The sequence below is a fragment of the Nocardia sp. NPDC058658 genome (genome assembly GCF_042716665.1).
In the GTDB taxonomy this organism is placed as follows: domain Bacteria; phylum Actinomycetota; class Actinomycetes; order Mycobacteriales; family Mycobacteriaceae; genus Nocardia.
Map to the genome: position 1 here is coordinate 1 of NZ_JBHXRR010000031.1, position 23,572 is coordinate 23,572.

21 protein-coding genes are annotated in these 23,572 nt (G+C 68.3%); 5 read left to right on the forward strand and 16 right to left on the reverse strand.

Features of this window, described 5'->3' with window-relative positions:
* Nucleotides 1–101: 101 nt before the first annotated feature.
* The 4 genes from ACFWUP_RS28795 to panB all read right to left on the reverse strand — a co-directional run bounded on the left by ACFWUP_RS28795 (nt 102) and on the right by panB (nt 3,524).
* Nucleotides 102–959 (reverse strand): CHAD domain-containing protein, encoded by an 858-nt coding sequence (locus tag ACFWUP_RS28795; RefSeq protein ID WP_379239116.1) that lies wholly within the window; start codon nt 957–959, stop codon nt 102–104.
* A 4-nt stretch (nt 960–963) separates the two neighbouring features.
* On the reverse strand, nt 964–1,926 hold the full coding sequence (gene pip / locus ACFWUP_RS28800; RefSeq protein ID WP_379239117.1) for a prolyl aminopeptidase: 963 nt from the start codon (nt 1,924–1,926) through the stop codon (nt 964–966).
* Entirely contained in the window at nt 1,926–2,351 is a 426-nt protein-coding gene (locus ACFWUP_RS28805) for a hypothetical protein (protein WP_379239118.1), read from the reverse strand. Before ACFWUP_RS28805 ends, pip begins: the two co-directional genes overlap by 1 nt.
* A gap of 306 nt (nt 2,352–2,657) precedes the next feature.
* Entirely contained in the window at nt 2,658–3,524 is an 867-nt protein-coding gene (gene panB, locus ACFWUP_RS28810; protein ID WP_379239119.1) for a 3-methyl-2-oxobutanoate hydroxymethyltransferase, read from the reverse strand.
* A gap of 201 nt (nt 3,525–3,725) precedes the next feature.
* Between panB and ACFWUP_RS28815 the strand changes: the two genes are divergently transcribed.
* The 3 genes from ACFWUP_RS28815 to ACFWUP_RS28825 all read left to right on the forward strand — a co-directional run bounded on the left by ACFWUP_RS28815 (nt 3,726) and on the right by ACFWUP_RS28825 (nt 9,767).
* Nucleotides 3,726–5,258, forward strand: a complete 1,533-nt coding sequence (locus tag ACFWUP_RS28815) for an alpha/beta hydrolase (protein WP_379239120.1) — start codon at nt 3,726–3,728, stop codon at nt 5,256–5,258.
* A gap of 121 nt (nt 5,259–5,379) precedes the next feature.
* On the forward strand, nt 5,380–6,720 hold the full coding sequence (gene glnA, locus ACFWUP_RS28820) for a type I glutamate--ammonia ligase (protein ID WP_379239121.1): 1,341 nt from the start codon (nt 5,380–5,382) through the stop codon (nt 6,718–6,720).
* Between the two features lie 35 nt (nt 6,721–6,755).
* Nucleotides 6,756–9,767, forward strand: coding sequence for a bifunctional [glutamine synthetase] adenylyltransferase/[glutamine synthetase]-adenylyl-L-tyrosine phosphorylase (locus tag ACFWUP_RS28825; RefSeq protein ID WP_379239122.1), 3,012 nt, complete (start codon nt 6,756–6,758; stop codon nt 9,765–9,767).
* A gap of 66 nt (nt 9,768–9,833) precedes the next feature.
* Here ACFWUP_RS28825 and ACFWUP_RS28830 read toward each other — a convergent pair whose 3' ends face one another.
* The 11 genes from ACFWUP_RS28830 to ACFWUP_RS28880 form a co-directional block, all read right to left on the reverse strand.
* Nucleotides 9,834–11,090, reverse strand: coding sequence for an amidohydrolase family protein (locus ACFWUP_RS28830; protein ID WP_379239123.1), 1,257 nt, complete (start codon nt 11,088–11,090; stop codon nt 9,834–9,836).
* A 15-nt stretch (nt 11,091–11,105) separates the two neighbouring features.
* Nucleotides 11,106–12,173, reverse strand: coding sequence for an acetamidase/formamidase family protein (locus ACFWUP_RS28835; RefSeq protein ID WP_379239124.1), 1,068 nt, complete (start codon nt 12,171–12,173; stop codon nt 11,106–11,108).
* Nucleotides 12,173–12,571: a gamma-glutamylcyclotransferase gene (locus tag ACFWUP_RS28840; protein WP_379239125.1), complete on the reverse strand. Its 399-nt coding sequence runs from the start codon at nt 12,569–12,571 to the stop codon at nt 12,173–12,175. Before ACFWUP_RS28840 ends, ACFWUP_RS28835 begins: the two co-directional genes overlap by 1 nt.
* Nucleotides 12,572–12,586: 15 nt before the next feature.
* Nucleotides 12,587–13,237: a GntR family transcriptional regulator gene (locus ACFWUP_RS28845; protein ID WP_266299088.1), complete on the reverse strand. Its 651-nt coding sequence runs from the start codon at nt 13,235–13,237 to the stop codon at nt 12,587–12,589.
* On the reverse strand, nt 13,234–14,115 hold the full coding sequence (locus tag ACFWUP_RS28850; protein ID WP_379239126.1) for a hypothetical protein: 882 nt from the start codon (nt 14,113–14,115) through the stop codon (nt 13,234–13,236). Before ACFWUP_RS28850 ends, ACFWUP_RS28845 begins: the two co-directional genes overlap by 4 nt.
* 37 nt (nt 14,116–14,152) lie before the next feature.
* A complete protein-coding gene (gene allB / locus ACFWUP_RS28855) occupies nt 14,153–15,526 on the reverse strand; it encodes an allantoinase AllB (protein WP_379239127.1) in 1,374 nt (457 codons plus the stop codon).
* Nucleotides 15,527–15,557: 31 nt separating this feature from the next.
* Complete coding sequence (locus tag ACFWUP_RS28860; RefSeq protein WP_379239128.1) at nt 15,558–16,613, reverse strand: ABC transporter substrate-binding protein; 1,056 nt, start codon at nt 16,611–16,613, stop codon at nt 15,558–15,560.
* A gap of 41 nt (nt 16,614–16,654) precedes the next feature.
* The gene (locus ACFWUP_RS28865; protein WP_379239129.1) at nt 16,655–17,443 is read right to left on the reverse strand and encodes an ABC transporter permease; all 789 of its coding nucleotides are present in this window, start codon (nt 17,441–17,443) and stop codon (nt 16,655–16,657) included.
* Nucleotides 17,440–18,198, reverse strand: a complete 759-nt coding sequence (locus ACFWUP_RS28870) for an ABC transporter permease (RefSeq protein ID WP_379239130.1) — start codon at nt 18,196–18,198, stop codon at nt 17,440–17,442. The genes ACFWUP_RS28865 and ACFWUP_RS28870 overlap by 4 nt, the downstream gene beginning before the upstream one ends.
* The gene (locus tag ACFWUP_RS28875) at nt 18,195–19,001 is read right to left on the reverse strand and encodes an ABC transporter ATP-binding protein (protein WP_379239131.1); all 807 of its coding nucleotides are present in this window, start codon (nt 18,999–19,001) and stop codon (nt 18,195–18,197) included. The genes ACFWUP_RS28870 and ACFWUP_RS28875 overlap by 4 nt, the downstream gene beginning before the upstream one ends.
* 192 nt (nt 19,002–19,193) lie before the next feature.
* Complete coding sequence (locus ACFWUP_RS28880) at nt 19,194–19,397, reverse strand: cold-shock protein (protein WP_056821080.1); 204 nt, start codon at nt 19,395–19,397, stop codon at nt 19,194–19,196.
* A 221-nt stretch (nt 19,398–19,618) separates the two neighbouring features.
* Here ACFWUP_RS28880 and ACFWUP_RS28885 point away from each other — a divergent pair, with 221 nt between their 5' ends.
* Both ACFWUP_RS28885 and ACFWUP_RS28890 read left to right on the forward strand, forming a co-directional pair.
* The gene (locus tag ACFWUP_RS28885; protein WP_379239132.1) at nt 19,619–20,632 is read left to right on the forward strand and encodes a hypothetical protein; all 1,014 of its coding nucleotides are present in this window, start codon (nt 19,619–19,621) and stop codon (nt 20,630–20,632) included.
* 104 nt (nt 20,633–20,736) lie between these two features.
* Nucleotides 20,737–23,250 (forward strand): DUF262 domain-containing protein, encoded by a 2,514-nt coding sequence (locus tag ACFWUP_RS28890; RefSeq protein WP_379239133.1) that lies wholly within the window; start codon nt 20,737–20,739, stop codon nt 23,248–23,250.
* Here ACFWUP_RS28890 and ACFWUP_RS28895 read toward each other — a convergent pair.
* Entirely contained in the window at nt 23,247–23,516 is a 270-nt protein-coding gene (locus ACFWUP_RS28895; RefSeq protein WP_379239134.1) for a hypothetical protein, read from the reverse strand. The genes ACFWUP_RS28890 and ACFWUP_RS28895 overlap by 4 nt on opposite strands.
* Nucleotides 23,517–23,572: the final 56 nt, after the last annotated feature.

The window sequence follows — 23,572 nt, forward strand, 5'->3', positions numbered from 1 at the left end:
CTACCGCCGCTGCGCGGCGGGACCCTCCTCGAGGTCGGGTCGTGCGGGGCTGGGAATGTCGGGATGGCCGGATCTGGGGTGTGTGGTGTGGGATGGGTCTGTTAGTTGGCGGCGCTGATGAATGCTGCGGCTGCGGGGTAGTGGGCGATGGCTCGGCCCGCGGCTGCCTCTTCGGTGTCGGCGAGGAGTTCGTAGACCGTAGAAGCGGGGGCTTGGGTGCCCTCGGCCACGGCCAGGATCGCTTCGCGGGATTCGACGGCGTCGCGGTGGTCGCCGAGGACCGATTGCAGGCGTTTGGCGCGGGCGCCCAGGTCGGTGGCGTCGGGGCCGAGGACTGTGCTCGCGGCTTCGCAGGAATAGCGTAAACGCTTGGCGCCCTTGCGGATGTCGTGCAGGAGTTCCACGCGGTCGGCGGGGGTGGCGGTGGGTTCGGCGAAGACCAGTTTGCGCAGGCGTTTGCGGTCGCGGCGTAGGACATTGTCGAAGACTGCCGACGCGTCGTCGCGGGCGAGTTCGGGGGACAGGGGGGGATCAGTGCGCCAGGTGTCGAGGACCTTGCGCAGGCGGCGGTAACGCTTGCCGTCCAACGCGGTCAGGATCTCGGCGTGCGCATCGGTGTAGGCCTGACGGGCAGCGACGACCAGCGCCTCGGTGACCTCGGCCGGGACCTCGTCGTACTCGGCGAGCAGATCGGTGAACCGCTCACCGCGCACCTCGGCGTCGCGGGCCACGCCGAGCAGGTCCGCCAGCCACTTCAGTTCGGCTTCGGTGGTGGCGGCCTCGTCGGCGTCGAACAGCTTGCGATAGGAACGCAGCACACTGCGCAGCCTGCGCGTGGCCACCCGCATCTGATGCACCGAATCGTAGGCATCGGCGCGCACATCGGGTTCGGCGGCGAACAGCCGGTCGATGTCCTCGCACAGTGCCGCGACGACGGCTTTTCCGGCTTTCGGCGCCATGATGTCAGCCTCGCTTTCCGAACGTGTCGGTCGCCTCCACCAGGTGATGGGTGATGCCGGGCTCGTGCGCGGTGTGTCCGGCGTCCTCGACGATGTGCAGGGTCGAGGACGGCCACGCGTTGTGCAGATCCCATGCGCTCACCGCGGGGCACACGATGTCGTGGCGGCCCTGCACGATCACACCGGGGATGTCGGCGATCCGATCTATGTCTCGCAGCAACTGTCCCTCCTCGAGGAACCCGCCGTGGCGAAAATAGTGGTTTTCGATCCGGGCGAAGGCGAGCGCGAAGCGGGCCTCGGCGGTTTCGGCGACCCGATCCGGTTGCGGGAGCAGCGAACTCGTCGCGCCCTCCCACGTCGACCAGGCGACGGCGGCATCGAGGGCGACCTGCGGATCGGGGGAATGCAGCAGTCGGTGATACACCTCGACGAAGTCCTCGTCGCGTTCGTCGGCGGGTATCTGGGCCAGGAATTTCGCCCACTCGGCGGGGTACACATTGCCCGCGGCGCCGTTGTAGTACCAGTCGATCTCCTTGCGCCGCAACAAGAAGATGCCGCGCAGCACCAACTCGGTCACCCGCTCCGGATGCGCTTGGGCGTACGCCAGTCCGAGGGTGGAGCCCCACGAACCGCCGAATACCTGCCAGCGGTCGATCCCGAGCCGCTCGCGCAGCAGTTCCATGTCGGCGATCAGATTCGGCGTGGTGTTGTCGTCCAGGCTCGCCCCATCGGCGATGTGCGGCATGGACTTTCCGCAGCCGCGCTGATCGAACAGCACGATCCGGTACACGGCCGGATCGAAGAAGCGCCGTTGCAGCGGACCGGTGCCGCCGCCGGGCCCGCCGTGCACGAACACCACGGGCTTGCCGTCGGGATTGCCGCTGACCTCCCAGTACACCGATTGGCCGTCACCGACATCGAGCAGGCCCTGCTCGAACGGTTCGATCTCGGGGTAGAGGGTGCGCATCAGAACGCCAATCCGGCGGCGAGGGAGGGCAATTCGAGGGCGGTGAGCGCCTCGGTCCGCACCTCGGGGCAGCTCTCGGTGGTCACCCGGTCGATCATCGCCTTGTCGGCGAGCACGTGACCGTTGATGCCGCCGTTGCGCAGGCCCCAGTCGTGGACCATGGCGTTGAGCGAGATCCGGCCGAGGGTGGGGCCCTGCACGCGGAAGTTGGACAGCTCGGGCTTGATCATGTCGCACAGCTGGGTCGCCGACGAGGGACTGATCGTCAGGGTCTCCGCAGGGGCGGTCGTCGCCGCGGCCGACGTGGTGGTGGCCGCGCTGCCGGACGGGGCCGGTTGCACACCTCCACAGGCGGTCAGGGAGGCGACAGCGAGCGAACCCGCCATCATCAGCACAGAACGAGAAATCCAACGGCGTCGCGGCATCGGTACCTCTGATAGTCGAACAGTTGTCGCTATCGAGTCTGCCATTGGTGCGGGGGGTGCGACGGTGTGGGAAAGGTCGGCAGGGAATCGGGGTCTGGTTGTTCCAGAGGTTTGGGGCTGTGTTTGTTGGAGCGCTGGCGCGCTCGAGTCGCGGCCCCTCGGGGCCGCGACCGGCCACTTCGTGGCCGCTGCTCCCTATGGGTCGCAGGTGCGGGGTTGGGAGTGCGGTCATGGCGGAACTGGGGTTTACGGTGTGGCTGGTTGGGGTGCGGTTATGGCGGGTTGGGGTGTGCGGTGTGGCGTTGGTCAGAAGCTGTGTTCTGGTCCGGGGAAGGTGCCCTGGCGGACTTCGGCGGCGTAGGTGGCTGCGGCGGTGCGGAGTTCGTCGCCTACGTTGCCGAAGCGCTTGACGAACTTGGCGGTTTTGCCGCTGGTGTAGCCGGCCATGTCCTGCCAGACCAGGACCTGGGCGTCGCAGTCCGCGCCTGCGCCGATGCCGACGGTGGGGATGGTCAGTTTGCGGGTGACCTGGCCCGCGATGTCGGCGGGGACCATTTCCATGACCACCGAGAACGCGCCGGCTTCCTGCACGGCGATCGCGTCGGCGACCAGCTGCTCGGCGCCGTCGCCACGGCCCTGGACCCGGAAACCGCCCAGGGTGTTCACGCTCTGCGGGGTGAACCCGATGTGGGCCATCACGGGGATGCCGGCGGAGGTGATCAACGCGATCTGCTCGGCGACACGTTCGCCGCCCTCGAGCTTCACCGCGTGTGCGCCGCCTTCCTTCATGAAGCGGATGGCGGTGGCCAGTGCCTGCTGCGGCGAGGACTCGTAGGTCCCGAACGGCAGGTCGGCCACGACCAGCGCGTGCGGGGCGCCACGAACGACTCCGCGCACGAGCGGGATGAGCTCGTCGACGGTGATCGGCACGGTGGTGTCGTAGCCGTAGACGACATTGGCGGCGGAATCGCCGACCAGCAGAACGGGGATACCGGCTTCCTCGAACAGCCGGGCGGACGAATAGTCGTAGGCCGTCAACATCGACCAGCGCTCGCCCTCGACCTTCATCTGCTGCAGATGCTGGACGCGGGTCTTGCGGCGCGGCTGCTTGGTGGGGACAGCGTCGACGGGAGTGGCACCGTAGGCAGGACTCTGCTCATCGGATACGGACATCATCGTCCCTTTCGTCTGGTTCCTCGAGGCCCATACCGGGTCCCCGGGCTTTTCTGACCCTCCCAGTGTGCCACCTGCGCACGCACTGGTTTAAGCCCCGATGGCGGTGTGATCGGTCACACCGTCGATTCGGCTACCGTGTTGCGAGCCCGCTTTCGGGCGCATCGTGTGCGCCGTAGGGCGCGGAAAGGTGGGCCCACTGTGCAGCGAGGCCGGCTCGTCGTGCTCCTCGGCGCTGTCTCTGCGTTGATCCTCACCGGATGCAGTACCGGCCAGGACAGCACCCCGCGCGCTGAACTGCCGCCACCGCCGCCGGGCCTGAACACCTTCTACGACCAGCAGATCAGCTGGGGCTCGTGCGAGGGATTCGGCAGCCAGGAGGATCGGCTGCCGCCCAAGACCGAGTGCGCGCGGATCACCGTGCCGATCGATTACGCGCGCCCGGACGGCCCGACCGCCCAGATCGCGCTTTCCCGGATCCCGGCCACCGGTCGGAAGGTCGGCTCGCTGCTGATGAACCCGGGCGGTCCCGGTGTTTCCGGGCTGTCGATGGTCGGTGTCGGCACGCGCACCGAGCTGGCCGAGAAGTTCGATCGGGTCGGGTTCGATCCGCGCGGTGTCGGCTCGTCGCAGCCCGCGATCGTCTGCCTGACCCCGCAACAGGCCGACGCCGAACGCGCCGAGCCGCCCACCGACAACACCCCGGCGGGCATCGCCGACGCCGAAGCCGACAACCGCGAATACGCCGACCGCTGCGCCCAGCGCACGGGCGTCGAGCTGCTCGGACATGTCGGCACCCGCGAGGCGATCCAGGACATGGACATCATGCGGGCCGTGCTCGGCGACGCGAAACTGAGCTACCTGGGCTACTCCTACGGCACCCGGCTCGGCTCGGCCTACGCCGAGAAGTACCCGCAGAACGTGCGCGCGCTGGTACTCGACGGCGCGGTCGATTCCTCCCAGGATCCGGTCCAGGAATCACTGCGCCAGGCAGCCGGCTTCCAAGGCGTGTTCAACGCCTACGCCGCCGACTGCGCCGGGAACGCCGACTGCCCCCTCGGCACCGATCCTGCCCAGGCCGTCCCACGCTTCCGCGAACTGGTGGGCCCGCTCGAGCGGACCCCGGCGCGGACCGACGATCCGCGCGGCCTCAGCTACAACGACGCCATCACCGGCGTCCAGCAGGCCCTCTACAGCGACGAACTGTGGGAAATCCTCACCCAGGGCCTCACCGAACTGCGCGACGGACACGGCGACACCCTGCTGCAACTGGCCGATATGTACGACGGCCGCCGCGCCGACGGCACGTACTCCAATACCCAGGACGCCTTCAACGCGATCCGCTGCATCGACGACCCCCGCATCACCGACCCCGCCGTGGCAGGCCGTCAGGATGCCGAGTACCGCAAGGCTGCGCCGTTCCTCGACGACGGCAAGGGGACCGGCGCCGCCCCGCTGGAACTGTGCGCCGCCTGGCCGGTCGCCAACACCAGCTCCCCGCACCGCATCTCGGCGCCCGGCCTGCCCAAGACCGTGGTGGTCTCGACGACCGAGGACCCGGCCACGCCCTATCAGGCGGGCGTCGACCTGGCCGCCCAGCTCGGCGCGGACCTGATCACCTTCCGCGGCAATCGGCACACCGCCGCGCTCGTGGCGGGGGACAAGTGCCTCGACGACGCGGTGATCAACTACCTCGTCGATCTCGCCACGCCCGCTCCCGGTCTCACATGCTGAGACCGACTTTTTCTCACCACGCCCCGTCGTAGCCGGTGAGATGTGCGAACGATGTGACGAGATCGCAAACCCGTCCGCGTATGTAACACGGATTTAACGCCGGGTGCTTACGCTCGCCGGTATGGATCGCCAGAAGGAATTCGTGCTGCGGACGCTCGAAGAGCGGGATATCCGCTTCGTCCGTCTCTGGTTCACCGATGTGCTGGGCTACCTCAAGTCCGTCGCCATCGCCCCCGCCGAGCTCGAAGGCGCCTTCGAGGAAGGCATCGGTTTCGACGGGTCGGCCATCGAAGGCTTCGCCCGCGTCTCCGAGGCCGACATGGTCGCGCGGCCCGATCCGTCGACCTTCCAGGTGCTGCCGTGGGCCAGCTCCAAGGGCCACCAGCACTCGGCGCGGATGTTCTGCGACATCACCATGCCCGACGGTTCGCCGTCCTGGGCCGACCCGCGCCACGTGCTGCGCCGTCAGCTGAACAAGGCCGCCGACGCGGGCTTCAGCTGCTACGTGCACCCCGAGATCGAGTTCTTCCTGCTGAAGAACGAGCTCAAGGACGGCTACGAGCCGACCCCGGCCGACAACGGCGGCTTCTTCGACCAGGCCGTGCACGACTCGGCGCCGAACTTCCGCCGCCACGCCATCGACTCGCTCGAATCGATGGGCATCTCGGTCGAGTTCAGCCACCACGAGGGCGCCCCCGGCCAGCAGGAGATCGACCTGCGCTACGCCGACGCGTTATCGATGGCCGACAACGTGATGACCTTCCGCTACCTGATCAAAGAGGTCGCGATCGACGAGGGCGTGCGCGCGACGTTCATGCCCAAGCCGTTCTCCCAGTACCCGGGCTCGGCCATGCACACCCACATGAGCCTGTTCGAGGGCGAGAACAACGCCTTCGCCGACCCCGACGATCCGAACAACCTCTCGGGCACCGCGCGGTCGTTCATCGCGGGCATCCTCGAGCACGCCCCCGAGATCAGCGCGATCAGCAACCAGTGGGTCAACTCCTACAAGCGCCTGATCCACGGCGGCGAAGCCCCCACCGCGGCCTCCTGGGGTCGGTCGAACCGGTCGGCGCTGGTGCGCGTGCCGATGTACACCCCGAACAAGTCGTCCTCGCGTCGCGTCGAGATCCGCAGCCCAGACTCGGCCTGCAACCCGTACCTGACCTTCGCGGTGCTGCTGGCCGCCGGTTTGCGCGGCATCGAAAAGGGCTACACCCTGCCGCCCGAGGCCGAAGACGACGTGTGGTCGCTGACCGACGCCGAGCGTCGCGCCATGGGTTTCCGCACGCTGCCCGGCACCCTCGACGAGGCGCTGCAGGCGATGGAGCGTTCGGAGCTGGTGGCCGAGACTCTCGGCGAGCACGTCTTCGACTTCTTCCTGCGCAACAAGCGTCGCGAATGGGCCGACTATCGCTCGCAGGTGACCCCCTGGGAGCTCAAGGAGTACCTGAGCTTGTGATGTGACGCAGTCGGTGGCGTAGTAGTTTTAACCTTATGGTCCGGCCACCGACTGCCCGCTCCGCTGTTCCCGGCGTCGGCCGGCTCGGTTTACTCGAACCGACGGCAGCGGCTTCACTGCACCAACTCGGCTGGGACAACGTCGACGGTGTGCCCGTGCTCTGGGCACTGTCGCGTTCGCCCGATGCCGATCTCGCCCTGTCCACGCTCGTGCGGCTGCGCGAATCGCTCGACGACGCCTGGCCCGAACTGGATTCGGCCATCCGCTCCGATACGACGTTGCGGGGCAGGCTGTTCGGGTTGCTCGGCTCGTCGACGGCCTTCGGTGATCATCTGGTCGCGGCGCCCGCCGCGTGGAAAGTGCTACGCACAGAGCAGCTTCCCACCCGGGCCGCGCTGATCGCCGATCTGCTCGACGCCGTCGACGCCACCCCGGAAACCGGACCCAACGCGGGGCCGTTGCTTTTCCGTGCCGGGATCGCCGGTCCCGAGGCAGTGGCGTTGTTGCGCAGCAGATATCGCGATCAGCTGATGCTGCTGGCCGCGGTCGACCTCGCCTCCACGGTCGAGAACGAACCGGTACCGCCGTATCTGCTGGTCGGCAAACACCTGTCGGATCTGGCCGACGCCGCGCTGACCGCAGCCCTGTCCGTCGCGATCGCCCGGGTGTGCAAGAACGGTGAGCTGCCGGTGCGTCTGGCCGTGATCGCGATGGGCAAATGCGGTGCGCGCGAACTGAATTACGTCAGCGATGTCGACGTGGTGTTCGTCGCCGAACCGGCCGACGCGACCGCGACCCGGCTGGCCGCGGAGATGATGAGCGTCGCGAGCTCGGCCTTCTTCGAGGTCGACGCCGCCCTGCGCCCGGAAGGCAAAGCGGGCGCCCTTGTCCGCACCCTCGACTCCCACCTCGCCTACTACAAGCGGTGGGCGCGTACCTGGGAGTTCCAGGCGCTGCTGAAGAACCGGCCGATGACCGGCGATCTGGAGCTCGGCAAGCAGTACCGCGACGCGCTGATGCCGATGGTGTGGACCGCGTCCGAACGCCCCGACTTCGTCGCCGACGTCCAAGCCATGCGCCGCCGGGTCGAGGACCTCGTTCCCGCCGACATGCGCGAGCGCGAACTCAAACTCGGCGCGGGCAGCCTGCGCGATGTCGAATTCGCCGTCCAGCTCCTGCAATTGGTGCACGGCCGGGTCGACGACGCACTGCACGTGACCAACACGATCGAGGCGCTCACGGCCCTGGCCGCGGGCGGTTACGTCGGCCGTGACGACGCCGCCAACCTCGCGGCCTCCTACGAATTCCTGCGCCTGCTCGAACACCGCCTGCAACTGCAGCGGCTCAAGCGCACCCACACCCTGCCCGCCGCCGACGACGCTGACGGCCTGCGCTGGCTGGCCCGCGCCGCCCACATCCGCCCCGACGGGCGCCAGGACGCCGTCGGTGTGCTCGACACCGAGATCCGCCGCAACGCTGTGCGGGTGCGGCGCCTGCACGCGAAACTGTTCTACCGTCCGCTGCTCGACGCCGTCGCCCGGATGGATTCCGACGCCCTGCGCCTGAGCCCCGACGCCGCCGTCCGCCAGCTCGCCGCCCTCGGCTACGCCGCACCGGCCAACGCGCTCGGCCACCTCAAAGCGCTCACCGGCGGAGTCTCGCGCAAGGGTCGCATCCAGGCGCTGCTGCTGCCGACTCTGCTCGAATGGCTCGGTGACACACCGAATCCCGACGCGGGCCTGCTCGCGTACCGCCGGGTGTCGGAAGGCCTCGACGACCAGATCTGGTTCCTGCGCGAACTCCGTGACGAGGGCGCCGTCGCGCAACGGCTGATGATCGTGCTCGGCTCCTCGGAGTACCTGCCCGATCTGCTGATCAACGCTCCCGACACCATCCGCATGTACGCCGACGGACCCAGCGGCCCGCAGCTGCTCGAGACCAAGACCGAAGACGTCGCCCGCGGCATGCAGACCGCGGCCGCCCGCTACGACGACCCGAAACGTGCCGTGGCAGCGGCACGTTCGCTGCGCCGCCACGAACTGGCCCGTGTGGCCTCGGCCGACGTGCTCGGCCTGCTCGACGTCGCGCAGGTGTGCGCGGCGCTGTCGTCGGTGTGGGTCGCGGTCCTGGAAGCGGCGCTGAGTGCGGTCATCCGGGCATCGGAGGCCGAACGCGGCGCACCGGCGCCCGCCGACTTCGCGGTGATCGGCATGGGCAGGCTCGGTGGCATGGAACTGGGCTACGGCTCCGACGCCGACGTGCTGTTCGTCTGTGATCCGCGCCCCGGCGAGGACGAGGCCACCGCCGTGAAGTGGGCCAACGGGATCGCCGAACAGGTGCAGCGGCTACTCGGCGCACCGAGCGTCGACCCGCCACTGCAGGTGGACGCGGGCCTGCGCCCCGAAGGCCGCAACGGGCCCCTGGTTCGCACGCTGGCGGCTTATCAGGCCTACTACGCGCAATGGGCCCAACCGTGGGAGGTGCAGGCGCTGCTGCGCGCACACCAGGTGGCGGGCGATCAGGATCTTGGCGTGCGCTTCTTGCACGTCATCGACCCGATCCGGTACCCGACCGGTGGGGTGTCGGAGGAGTCGGTGCGCGAGATCCGCCGCATCAAGGCCCGCGTCGATGCCGAACGCCTCCCGCGCGGCGCCAACCCGTCCACCCACACCAAGCTGGGTCGCGGTGGCCTCGCCGATATCGAATGGACCGTCCAGCTGCTGCAGTTGCGCCACGCGCACGAGGTCCCCGCCCTGCACAACACCTCGACCCTGCAGTCACTCGACGTGATCGAGGCCGAGGGGATCCTCGACCCCGAGGACGTCGCGCTGCTGCGCGAATCGTGGATCACCGCGACCGCCGCCCGCAATGCCCTCGTGCTGGTCAAGGGCAAACCGTCCGACCAACTGCCCGGGCCCGGCAAACTGCTGTCCGCGGTCGCCCGGGTAGCGGGCTGGCCCAACGACGACGGCAGCGAATTCCTCGACACCTACATGCGCATCACCCGGCGCGCCAAAGCGGTCGTCGAGCGCGTGTTCGGCGGGTAGGAACAGCGGTAGTCGGCGTTTCCGATCGCCCGCGCCGTCGAGTCCGAACCCCGTGCGGCTCAGGCTCTACCCCGGCGCGGCGATCGACTGCTCGGAGCGGCTGACCGAGACGAGCCTGCCGCGATGCAGCACCACACGGTCGACCGGCGCACAGGCCATCGCGTCCTCGAGGTTCAGCCCGCGGATCGCCAGCAGATCCGCCCGCGCGCCGACCTCCACGCCGGCGACCGGCAGCCCCATGACGTCGCGGGCGCCGGCGCTCACCGCGTGATATGCCTCCTGCGGGGTGAGGTGGGCGGCGGTCACCAGCAGCATCGCCGTCTCCATCGCATCGCTGCGTCCCATCGGGTTGTACGGGTCGCGCACGTTGTCAGCGCCCGCGGCCAGCCGGACGCCCGCGTCGAGCAGCGCGCGGGCCGCGGTGATGCCGCGCGGGGTCGCGCTCGGATTGTCGCGGCCTTGTAGATAGAGGTTGGTGATCGGCAGTGTGACGATCCCGACGCCCGCCGCTTCGACCGAACTGACCACGCGTGCAAGGGTTTCGGGGTCGAGCATACCGAGACTCACGCAGTGGCTGGCTGTCACGGGCAGCGTCCAGTCACGAACCGTGTGAGCCAGTTCCTCGAGCGTCAGCATGGTGGGGTCGAGCCGCTCGTCGGTGTGCATGTCGACACCGACCCCGCGAGCGACCGCGACCGCGAGCAGGCGCTGCAGATTGCCGCTGGGGTCCGGTGTCTGGTGTGGGTGTCCGCCGACGAAGTCGACACCGAGATCGATCGCCTCGTGCAAGGCGTCGTCGCCGACCACGTAGGGCGTCAGCGCGACGAGTTGGATATCCATCAGGTCGGCGAGTTCGTCGCGCACCGAGACGAGCGCGCGGACACCGCGCAGCGGGTCGTCCCCGCGCAGCAGGTTGACGTGGGTGCGTACCGCCGTGGTCCCGTTGGCGAGCAGGCGCAGCGCCGCGCGGCGCGCACGCTCGGCGATGCTCTCGACCGTCAGCCTCGGCGTGTGATCCTCCCAGGCGCGGATCGCCGCGCCGAGATCGCCCATGGGCGGGCGGATCTCGTCGAACGACAGTGCCTTGTCGAGGTGGGCGTGCGGCTCGGCCGGTGCGGTGAGCAGCAGGTGGCCGGTGAGATCGAGGTCGCGGTCACCGGGCGCGGACTCGGTCGCGGGCGTCACGGCGGTGACCACGCCGTCGGCGAGCTGGACGTCGACGGTGCGGCCGTCGGGCAGTCGCGCGTTGCGCAGTATCGCGACGGGGAGTCCGTCGGCGCGGCGCATGGTCGCGGACCGGGGCTGAGGTGAGATGTCGAGCAAGGCTGCTCCCGCAGGTCAGTGGGTGAAGTCGCGTTTTCTGATCGAGCAGTGCACGCCCTTGACGAGGTCGACGACCTGCGTCACCGAGAAGTCGCCTGCGGCACTGAGATACAGGTACGCATCTGTCGGGGTCATGCCGGTGTAGGAGGCGAGGAACTCGACCGCGAGCCGGGCGCAGTGGCGCATCGCGACATCGAGGTCGGCATCCATGCCGAGCACGACCCAGTGGTCATCGGTTTCGACGAAGGGGAACGACGCGTGCTGGGGGAGACCGGAATTCACGATGGTGAGCCGTGCGGTCGCGCGCAGCGAGCCTTCCAACGCGGTCAGGGCGATCTCGCCGTTGCCCTGCGCGAAGTGCGGGTCGCCGAGATAGAAACCCGCCCCGTCGACCTGCACCGGCAGGAACAGCGATGTTCCGGCGACGATCTCGCGGATATCGATGTTCCCGCCGAACGCCCCGGGCGGGATCGTGCTCAATGCCGTACTGCCCGAAGGGGTTACCCCGCACAGGCCCATGAACGGTGCCAGACCGATCGAGGCGTGTCCGGTGGCGTAGCCGAACGTCGCGGAGGTGGCGGGCTCGTCGAGCGCGCAGAACTTGCTCAACACCGACACCGCACCTCCATCGGCACTGCGCGGCAACAGTTCCGGCAGCGCGCCACGCTGGTGCCGGGTCGAGATGATGCCGTAGGGCACGCGCGGCGTGAGATCGAGGAAGTCCACCCGCAGCCAGTCACCGGGGCGCGCGCCGCGAACCTGTACCGGGCCGAGCACGATATGCGGGCCCAGCGGAACGGCCATCCGGTGCAGATCCGACGCCGCCAACTCGACGGCGTCGGGCAGCACTCGATGCGCGGCGACACCGTACTGCCCGAAATAGGCGAGCGGGTCGCGGCCCTGATCCTCCATCAACCCTTCCTGGGAGAGGGTGTCGAAGGTGACCGTGTCGCCGCTGTCGACGGTGAGCACCGTGGGGGTGTCCGGGGTAGGCAGCGTTCCCCAACTGACGGTGTCCGGGCTGCACCACAGATAGTGGTCCGCCGTGCCCGGATCTGTCCCCGCCGTGAGTATTTCGATCATCAGCGGTCGACTGCGGCGGCGCGATGTTCGTGCCAGCCGCCCGCCGCGGTGATCTCGCGCACCGACCCGTCGCCGACCGGCAGGCGACGGCACACCATGCTCAGCGATCCGCGCCCGTCCTCCAGCTCGATCACCGACAGTTCCAGTTCGGCGGGCTCGCGCGGCAGCAGTTGTTCGCGCAGTTCGCGGTAGGACACCTCGTAGATCTCGCCGGGCACACACCAGCCACCCTCGGAAACCGGTGCCAGACCGGGGAATACGTCGTCGAAGTCGAAGAACCGGTACACCGGTGCGGTGCGGACCCGGCCGACGAAGCGGGCGGAGGCGAGTGCGTCGTGCAGCTCCCCGCCGCGCATGGCCTGGCCGTTGACGAACATGCGGACGGTGTCGTCGGACATGGTGGAGCTCCTCATCTACAGGGTGGTGTTGCCCGGGCCGCGCAGCGCGTGGATGCGCGCGGCGGTGATGGCGCGCTCGACATCACCGCTGGACAGGTCGTCCAGCAGCGTGCGGTGCTGCGAAATCGGTTCGTGCCCTGGCTGCTGGACGTAGTCGTCGGTCGGATACAGGAACGCCTGGCGTTCCAGGAACGACGAGGTGATCGGGGTGAACGCGGCCCGGTTGATGGCCATGTGGAAGGCCAGATGGGCCATCGAGTACTTGGCGCTGCCGACGCCGTGTTCGCGCAGCGCATCGGCGAGCGGGTCGAGCAGCCCGTAGAGCGAATCCCAGTCGACCGTCTCGGTTTTCGCGCTGATCATCCGCGCGGCCACCTGGTCGAACGCGACCCGCAGTTCGTGCAGTTCGGCCCGCGCGGCGGCGTCGACCTCGACGACCACCAGTTGCCCACGACGCACCCGCTGCACGAGACCCTCACTGGTCAAGCGCTGCAACGCTTCCCGGATCGGCGTGCGGCTCACCTGGAGTTCGTCGGCGATCTGTTCCTCGGTGAGCCGGATGCCGCCCGCGTACTCACCGGTCGTGATCTGCTGGCGCAGATAGCGGTACACGCGTTCGCGCAGACTGGTGGGCTCGTTGTCGCGCGCGGTGCCGAAGGTCGTCACAGCGGCCTCGCCTTCAGCAGCGCCGCCCGGCAGGCGTTGGTGGCCCGCTGCATGAACGTTCCCGACATCACGTTCATGCCCGCTCGCAACGCGTCGGTCTGCAGCGCGGAGACGCGGTTGTTCAGATCGAAGTAGCTGTTGCCCGGCGCCGTGAGCGCGGCGAAGTCGAAGGCGAACGGCTGATCCTCGGAGGCATCGGTCTCGCCCCAGGTGGTGGTGTTGACGAGCAGGGTCGGTGCGTCCTTCGCGAAGAGCGCGGCCAGCTCGTCGGGGGCGACGGCCTCGGCGGCGAAGCGATCGGCCCACCCGGTCAGCGCGGCGGCGTTTCGGGCGCTGCCGACCAATCGTGTTGTCGGCCAAGCGCGTCGGGCCGCCAGCGCCACCGAGTTCGACGAGCCACCCGAACCGAGTACCACGATCGAGGTCGGAACCTGTCCGCCCAGCAGGGTTTCCATCGCCGCCTGCGCGGCCCAGCTGTTGGTGTTCACCCCGGTCAGCGCGCCGCCGCCACGAACGACGGTGTCGACGACGCCGGTCCTGGCGGCCGACGCGGTCAGTTCGCTCAGGTGCGGCCCCACCTGTTGTTTCCACGGGCTCAGCACGAGTGCCAGATCCCAGGAACCGTCCGCGATGAGTGCGGCCGGATCCGTGAACGGCAGCGTGCGATCGAGGGGGACCGCGTACTGGGCCAGTGCCTCGAGCAGCAGGGCGCCGTGCAGCGCGTGCGGTGCGGTGGTGCCGATGCCCGCGACGACCGCGGGCGCCGTCGCCACCTGCGGTGCGGTCGGCAGTTCGGCGAGGCAGTACGCCACGGCGTTGCGCAGGGTGCCCGCGCCGTCGCAGCCCTCGCTGAGCAGGCTTGTCTGATGATCGCTCACGCGTCTCCCTCGGTCAGGTGTGCGGAATGTCGTGCGGTCACGGCGCGACAGCGTGCGGTGTCCGGGCGGGGATGATCTGGCGCCCGGTCGGCGCACCGATGATGTCACCCTTCTCGAAGACCAACCGGCCGCGCAGGTACGTGGCGATCACCGATCCGACCAGCGGCCACCCGTGATACGGGGTGACGTTGTGCTTGGAGTGCAGGGTCGCCGCGTCGAGCACGGTTTCCGTGGTCGGATCGACCAGCACGAAGTCGGCGTCGAAGCCGGGCGCGATCTGTCCCTTGTTCGCCATCGACCACCGCTGGGCGGGCCGGTAGGAGCACAGCCGGACGATGTCCTCGACCCGCAGCTTGCCCCGCGCGGCCGCCGTGAGCAGCAACGGCAGCATCGTCTCGATCCCGATGAAGCCGCCGTAGGCCTTCCAGACATCTTCCTCGGCCTGTTCGACGGCGGTGTGCGGCGCGTGATCGGTGGCGATGATGTCGACGTCACCGCGCGCGATGCCGGCCCACAGCGCGTCCACATCGCGCGCGGGCCGGATCGGTGGGTTGAGCTTGATCAGGTTGCCGTGGGTCTCGTACGCGTCGTCGTCGAGGAACAGGTGCGCCACCAGCGCTTCGACACTGACCCGGTGGCCCTGGGCCCGCAGATCCAGCACCCGCTGCAGGCCGACCGCCGTCGACAGGTGGTGGATGTGCAGCTTCGTGCCCGCCTCGGTGGCCATCGTGATGATCCGGGTGACCGCCTCGACCTCGACGAACGCGGGCCTGCCCTCGAGGTGGGCGCGCGGGTCCTTGCGCCCCGAGGCCTGCAGGCGATCACCGAACATCCGCAGCAGGTGGTCGTTCTCGGCGTGCACACCGACGACCAGGTCGGCGGCGGCCGCCGCTTCGAGGCCGCGGAAGATGGCGGCATCGTTCGGGCAGCGGTTGTCACCGGTGGTCTGGCCCATGAACAGTTTGAACCCCATGGCCCCCAGCTCGGCCATCCCGGCGATCTCGTCGGCGTTGTCGTGGTCGAGCATGCCGTAGAGCCCGAAGTCGACGTAGGCCTTGTCGCGCACCAGTTCCAGCTTCTGCCGGTACCGCTCGGCGGTCGCGACCGGCGGTTTGGTGTTCGGCATGTCGACCACGGTCGTCACGCCACCCGCCGCGGCCGCGCGGGTGCCGCTGGCGAAGTCCTCCTTCTCGGTCATCCCTGGTTCGCGCAGGTGGACGTGCATGTCGACCAGGCCGGGCAGCAGGAGCAGACCCGACGCGTCGACGGTGCGGACGCCGTCGGTGGCGAGTTGCTCGCCGACCGCGGCGATCCGGCCGTCGCGGATGGCCACATCGTGGCGGCGTCGGCCGTCGTGGGAGACGACGGTCGCACCGGTGACGACGTAGTCGAACGGGGCGGGAGTGGACACTGGTTGTCCTTTCGGTTCGGTGGATGCAGGCTCAGGCGAGGGCCAGGTCGGGGTTCTCCTGGTACACCTCGCGAATCGGGCCCAGTTCGAACAGGTCGCCGACGGACAGTTTCAGTCCGCCCGCCGCGATGGAGGCGATGTTCGCGGCGGCCGCCTCGTCGGAGACGGTGAGGATCTGCTGGCCCGGCTTGCCGTCGCGAATGAGTTCGTTGCCCGCCAGGCAGCACTGGAGGGTGCTCTGCGGGTTGAGGTTCAGCGTCTTGCCGTACTCGGAGACCGTCAGGTCGGTGGCCCGCTGCGGATCGGCGAGCACGTCCTTCCAGCCTCGGACCTCGGCCTTGAGGAAGGCCTTCAGCTTGTCGCGGTTGTGGTCGATGTTGTCCTGGGTGGTGATGTAGACCTGACCGACCAGAGGGAAGCCGACATCGGCCAGCAGCATGGTCCTGATGTCGAATCCCTTGGCGCGCAGGTCGACCACCTGGCTGTTGATGAACCCGAGGTAGCCGTCGATCTCACCGGCGGTCATCCCGATGGGGTCGCCCTGGACCGGGACGGTCTTGATCCGCGAGCTGTCCAGACCGAGCGCGGCGATGAAGTTACGCCACACCGGTTCACTCGAGGACGCGCAGCCGATGGTCTTGCCGTACAGGTCTTCCGGGGTGTTGATCGGCTTGGCGCCCATCGACATCACACAGCCCGCGTAGCGCTGATAGACCGCGCCGACGATCTTGAGCGGCGCGCCCTTGGCGACCGCGGAGCCGACGATCGGCACCTGCGAGACACCGGCGAAAGTCCGTGACAGCACATCGGATTCGATGGGCGGGGCCGTCGGGCCACCGGAGACGAGTTCGGCGCCGCTGAAACCGGCCTGGGTGTAGTAGCCGTTCTTGTCGGCGAAGTAGCTGCCAGCGAACTGGGTGTTCTTGATCCAGGCCAGGCGTTGAGAAGCGACTCCGAAGCCCGTGCCGGAGCTGGACTCGGCGCCGCCGGATACGCAGGCGGACAACACGGTCGGTGCGGCGAGGGCGAACCCGCCGACGGCGAGGCCGCGGGTGAGGAACTTACGACGGTCGAACTGAGAGGACATGACGCTCCGATGGTCGAGACAGGTGAGAGGGGAGTGCGCGGTCAGCGGGCCGCGCGCATCCGGGATCCGACGGCGTCTTCGACGACGGAGACGAGTTGGTAGAGGACGACGCACACCACGGTCAGGACGACGACCGAGGACCACAGGCGGGCGAACTGGAATTCGTTGGCGTCCCTGAGCATCTGGCCGCCCAAACCCTTGCCGGTCGCCAGCCACTCGGCGAGCAGCGCGCCGACGACGGAGGTGGTGACCGCGACCCGCCCCGCCGTGAACCACGTGGGAATCGCGTGCGGCAGTGACACTTTGAAGAAGGCGGCGGCCCGCGAACCACCGAAGGCGGTCACCATGTCGAGGTCGGTGCGCGGGGTCGAGCGGATGCCGTGCAGCATCGTCAGCAACGCGGGGACCACCACGATCGCGGCGCCGACCACCGCGGTACCGAGCGCGCCGCGCCCGAAGATCAACACCAGGATCGGGCCGACGGTGACCATCGGGATGGCGTGCATCGCGGTCACGCTCGGCACGAACATCGACTCGACGGTGCGGGAGAAGTAGAAGACCAGTGAGATCACCGCGGCCAGGAACAGCCCGAGGACGAAGCCGTAGGAGGCATCGATCAGAGTCCGCACGAGATCGGCGGTGATCGCCGAACGGTTCGCCGCCGCTTCGGGTTCGGTTAACAGGTAGCGCCAGACATCGGTCGGCGACTTGGCGACGAACGGGCTCACGTTCACCAGGCGCAGGAACAGCGTCCACACCGCCACGATGGCGACACCGGCCCCGACGAAGGTGAGCAGAGTGCGCGTCAGGCCGCGCGCGATCGTGGTCACGCGATGCCTCCCGACGTGCTGGGCGCCCAGGGGGTCACCAGGCGTTCGACACCGGCGACCAGCGCGAAGGCCAGACCGGCGAGCAGACTGCAGACGAGCGTGATGCCCCAGGCCCGCACCACCTCGCTGGACTGCTGCGCGACGACCAGGGCCGCGCCGAGGCCGCGTTCCTGGCCCATGAATTCGCCGATGACGGTGCCGAGCAGCGCGGCGGGCACCGCGATTTTCAGCGAGGTCAGGATGTAGGGGAGCGCGGACAGGAACTGGACCTTGCGCAGGACCAGCACGCGGCCACCGCCATAGGCCCGGACCAGGTCCTCGCCCGCCGGATCGGCGCGACGCAACCCGTTGACCGTGCCGACCAGCGTCGCGAAGAACACCGACACCGCGGCCATGATCGCCGAGGTCGCGGGCCCGTTGAAACAGGCGGCGAGAATCGGCGCGATCGCGATGAGTGGGATGCACGCCGAGGCGATCCCGATCTGCAGCACCAGCTTCTCCAACGCGGGCACGGTCAGCACCAGCGCCGCGCAGGCGATCGCGGCGGCGTTGCCCCAGAAGTAGCCGACGCCCGCCGAGGTGAGCGTGACGGGCAGGTGGGTGCCGTAGAAGGCCGTGCCGTCGTGGGCGAGGCCCTCGATGATCGCCACTGGGGCCGCGATGGCGGGTCCGAGCACGCCGGTCATCCCGACCAGCTGCCAGAGCGCGAGAACGATCGTGGTGCCGAGGAGTCCGAGGTATCGCTTGCCGCTCATCGCGCCGGCTCCAGATCGTCGACCTCGGCGGTCTCGGTGCCGAACAGGATCGCCGAAAGCAGGTCGACGTAGTCGTGGAACGCGCTGGTGCGCATCATGGCAGGTGTGCGCGGGCGCGGTAGGTCGATGTCGACGACCTTCTGGACGCGGCCGGGCCTGGCGCTCATCACGACGACCTTGTCCGAGAGGAAGACCGCCTCGGAGATCCCGTGGGTGACCATCAGCGTGGTGGCCGGTCGCTCGGTCCAGATGCGCAGCAGTTCGATATTGAGGTTCTGCCGAGTCATGTCGTCGAGTGCGCCGAACGGTTCGTCCAGCAGGAGCACCTGGGGTTTGACGACCAACGCCCGAGCGATCGCGACGCGCTGGCGCATACCGCCGGAAAGCTGTGCGGGACGGGCGTTCTCGAATCCGGTGAGGCCGACCAGGTCGATCAGATCCTGAATGGCGCGATCGTCGGATCGCTGCCCCGCCACCTCCAGCGGCAGCCGGATGTTCGTGCGCACCGACCGCCACGGCAGCAGCGCGGCGTCCTGGAACGCGATGCCGAGATGGTGGTGCTTGCGCATGTCGAAGGGGGTTTCACCGTGGACGAGCGCAGTCCCCTCGGTCTGGGTCTCCAGCCCGGCCAGAATCCGCAGGATGGTGCTCTTGCCGCACCCGGACGGGCCGAGGAGGGTGACGAACTCGCCCTCGTCGGAGTGGATGTCCACGCCGTCGAGGGCGGTGACCTCGGCGCGGCCGACCGTGAACTTCTTGGTGAGGCTGCCGATATGGATTCCTGGCGCGGTGGGCGGGACCATGCGAGCTCCTAGGGGGAAGGACGTTCGAGTCTGCATCCAAGTTTGGATCCAAACTCGTATCCAAGAATCTAGGGCTCACTTGTTTCGGTGGAGTGAAGTGCGGACACGACTGGGTTACCGTCCGCTCACAGGGGTCTGGACATGAAAAAGCCCCGCACCAGTGGTGCGGGGCTTTTTCAGTTCACGCCGAAATCAGATGGCGCGGACGTCCTGGGCCTGGGGGCCCTTCTGGCCCTGGCCGACCTCGAACTCCACCCGCTGTCCCTCTTCGAGGGACTTGAAGCCCGAGCCGCCGATAGCCGAGTAGTGAACGAAGACGTCGGGGCCGCCTCCGTCTTGGGCGATGAAGCCGAAGCCCTTTTCGCCGTTGAACCACTTGACGGTGCCTTGAGTCATGTTTTAAAAGTCTTTTCCGTAGGTGAGCCATGGCGATCACTTGCGATCAGCCCAGTCTCAGCAACCCAGTATGCCATACTCGCCAGCAAACCGCGCCTTGCAGATTGTCACACAGCGGTGTGGGCGGAGTTTGTGGTGCACACACGGCGTGTCGCGCCTGCGGGCAACCAATGTTCGAGGCCTTTTCACATCGCGGCGCTGACTGTGCCAATCTGGGCGGTATGGGTGAGACGAACGGCGGGCATGTCGACCTGGCCATGCGAGTGCTCGACGCGCACGTGGCGTTCACCAAGCAGCAGTTGCGCGATCCCGCCGGCTTCCTGGAGTTCGCCACCGAGGAAGTCGACGGCGCGCTCGAGGAGGCCGCGGTCCTTACGCTCGCCGAGGCGGTCACCCGCGAGCAGATCAAGGCGGTCGCGCACAAGTTCGCCGTGCAGGTTCCGGTGGAGGGCGCGATTCCCGAACTCGTCGGCGAGATCGCCACCCGCCTGTACAACCATCGCGCCAACGACGAGATCGAGGTCGGCGAGCTCGTCGACAACCGCCGCTTCGACGAGCTGATCGATGCCGTCGCCGATCTCGACCTCACCCACCGGCTGGTGCGGCTGGTGCTCGACAGCCCGGTCACCGTCGACGCGTGTGTCGAGGCGGTCCAGCGCGCGGTGGTCACCGCGGTCGACGACGGCAAGCACGCCGAGGGCTCGGGTCTGACCCGATCGCTGCGCGGCGCGCTGTCGCGCTTGGCCGAACCCGCGATGCCGGTGATCGAGAGCGGCGTCGGCAAGCTCACCCGCACGGGCGCGCGATTCGTGTTGCGCGGCAACAGCAGTGACGCCGACGAGGTGCTGTTCGACAGTGCCCGCGAGACCTGGCGCAAACACACCGGCGACGCGGTCGGCTCGTTCCGCGAACTGGTCTCGGCCGACGATGTCGAGGACATCGTCGTGCTCGCCTTCGAATTCTGGCGCTCCTTCCGAGACACCGACTACTTCCATGCCCTGCTCGACGAAGGTGTCGACCACGTCTTCGACAAATACGGCGACACCCCCCTTGCCGAATTGCTGGCTGAACTGGGCGTCGGCCGCGCCGACATGATCGAGGAAGCGCTGCGGTTCGGCCCGCCGGTCCTGGAAACTCTCGACGAGCGCGGCTATCTCGACACCGTGCTGCGCCGCAGGCTCGCTCCGTTCTACGCCTCCGACGCCTTCCGGGCCGCGGTGTCAGGGACGGAGTAACAACAGCCAGTTCCGTTCGGCCGCTGGCATGTCGGGATGTGTCGGTACGATCCGTGCAACGATGGGGCGCTTGTCCGCCACCGGATCTCGATCGAAAGGCTGCCGTGACACGTCTGTCCACCCTGCTCGACCAGATCGACTCCGGTGCTGTGCTGCTGCCCGAATTCCAGCGTGGCTACGTGTGGAACCGCGACCAGGTGCGTGGACTCATGCGGTCGCTGTATCTCGGGTACCCGGTCGGTGGGTTGCTGGTGTGGGAGACCGGGTCCGAGGAGATCGCGGTGCGCGGGTCGACGACCGGTTCGGGGCTGCGTCAGCTGCTGCTCGACGGCCAGCAGCGCATCACCACCCTGTACGGGATCGTGCGCGGGACGGCGCCGTCGTTCTTCGAAGGCGACGAGATCGCGTTCACCGGCCTGCATTTCGATGTCGAGCGGGAGCTGTTCGAATTCCAGGTGCCCGGTCGCGACACCGCGCCCGCCTGGATCGACATCACCGAACTGTTCTCCCAGGGCCCGATGCACTACCTGGCCAGGTTCCCCGACGAATCGCCGGAAACCCTTGCCCTGTACCTGGATCGGTTGAACAAGGTTCGCGAGATCACCCACCGCGAGTTCAATGTCGAGACCATCACCGGGTCCGATCGCACGGTCGACGAGGTGGTCGACATCTTCAACCGGGTCAACTCCGGCGGCACCAAACTGTCCAAGGGCGACCTCGCGCTGGCCACGCTGTGCGCGCAGTGGCCGCAGGCGCGCGGCAATCTGCGCGACCACCTGATCCGCTGGGACAAAGAGGGCTACACCTTCACCCTGGACTGGTTGCTGCGCAACGTCATCGCGGTCGGCAACGGGCGCGCGCACTTCGACGCGCTCGGCGATCTGGCACCCGCGGAATTCGAGCAGGCGCTGGTGGCTACGACGAAGCAGGTCGACACCTTCCTCGACACGGTGGCGGGCAGGCTCGGCCTCGATCACGACCGAGTCCTGATGGGCCGCTACGCGATTCCGGTGATCACCCGGCTGCTGTTCCTCAACGGCGGCGGCTTCGACGACGATCTGCACCGCGACCGGGTGCTGTACTGGTACGTGCACTCGGCGCTGTGGGGTCGGTTCAGTGGCTCCACCGAGACGTTCCTGCAGCAGGATTACGACACCCTCGAACGCGGCGGCATCAACGCGCTGATCGGTTCGCTGGAGCGGCTGCGCGGCGGCTCGCTCGACCTGTGCGCCGACGATTTCGCCGGTGCCACCCGCGGTTCCCGGTTCTATCCGTTGCTGTACATGCTCACCCGCGTCGACGGTTCGCGCGATCTCGGTACCGGCTCCGAGTTGGGCATCGAGCAGTTCGGTGAGCGCAGCCCGGTGCAGGTGCACTACCTGTTCCCGAAAACCCTGCTGCGCGACGCCGGCTACGAACGCAACGAGATCAACGCGATCGCGAACTTCTGCTTCCTCAGCCCCGGTTCGGAAGCCGAACTCGGCGAGCGCGAGCCCGCCGACTACTTCGCCGAGGTGGAGCGCCGCAACCCGGGTGTGCTTGCCTCGCAGTGGATTCCGACCGATCCGTCGCTGTGGCGGGTGGAGAACTATCGCGAGTTCCTGCGCGCGCGCCGCAAACTGCTGTCCGCCTCGGCCGATGCCTTCCTCGAGAAGCTGCGCACCGGCAAGCTGCACCGACCGACCCTGCTGACGGTGGGCGTCGCTGGGGTGACGATCGGCGATCCGGCGGTCGACCAGGTGAACGCGCTCGTCGACGACCTCATCGCCGACGGTTTCGGTTTCCCGCTGCTCGACAGCGAGGTGTCCGACCCGGTCACAGGCCGCGAACTCGCTGTCGCCGAAGCGTTTTGGCCCGAGGGATTGCAGCCCGGTGTCGGTATGCCGGTGGTGCTGGTTCTCGAACCGTCCAACGCCGACCTCACCCGCTTCGCGCAACTGGGCTACGCGGTCTTCACCTCCGTCGACGCCCTGCGCGGTTACGTCGACAACCTGCGCGTGGAAGCCTCCGGCGACACCGCTCTCGAGGGCCCGGTCGGCGACCTGGCCGCACTGGCCGACCGCCTGCCCGCCACCTGGGTCGGCAACTCCGAGCAGGTCTGGTTCCGCTTCGCCTGGAATCAGCTCGAACAGGACCGCGCCGATGGCCCCGACGCCCACCTGGGCCCCGAGCACCTCGCCCTGCGCTACATCGCCCTGTGGGCGCTCACCCGCACCTTCTACATCCACGCCTTCGACCAGGGCAATCCCGGCGAATGGCGCTACTACCTCGGCGACGCCATCGGCCCCAGCCCGCTGGTCCCGCGCGCCTGGCTGGCCCAGCGCGCCGTCGAATCCGGTGCGCTGGCCCCCGGCATGCCGCCCGGCGACGAGGACATCGCGATCGCGCTCGTCCACGGCGTCCTGGAAACCGTCGACGAGGTCGCCGCCGCCCTGTCCCACATCCTCGGCGGTCCCGGCCTCTTCGCGTCCCTCTGGGCGTCGGCGGGCGCCGCCGAACACTACGGCTACCCGTTGTCCACCGACCAGATCAACGACCTCATCAACCAGGTCGTCAACGATCCGGCGTCACGAAAGATCCAGGCCTACAACTGGATCGAAGCGGGCTTGCCGCTCTAGGGCGTGGTTGCGCGCTGGAAGGTCGTGACGAAGTCGGTCAGCGCGGTGCGGTTCTCGAGGTCGGTGCCGCGGTCGGCTTCGACGGTGATCGAGGTGCCCGCGCGGACGGACAGCTCGTCCCAGCAGACGGGCAGAACCGGCAGTTGTACGGTGCGTTCGCCGACGGTGAGCGTGATCGACGTGCGGTATTTGTTCGCGACGGTCATCAGCTCCTCGACGGCGTGCTCGGTGAGCGGACCCCCGGCGGTGAACTCTTCGATGTACACGGCCGCAGTCTAGGCCTCAGAGAACCTTCAAGGCGGTCACAAGGGAGTCGAAAGTG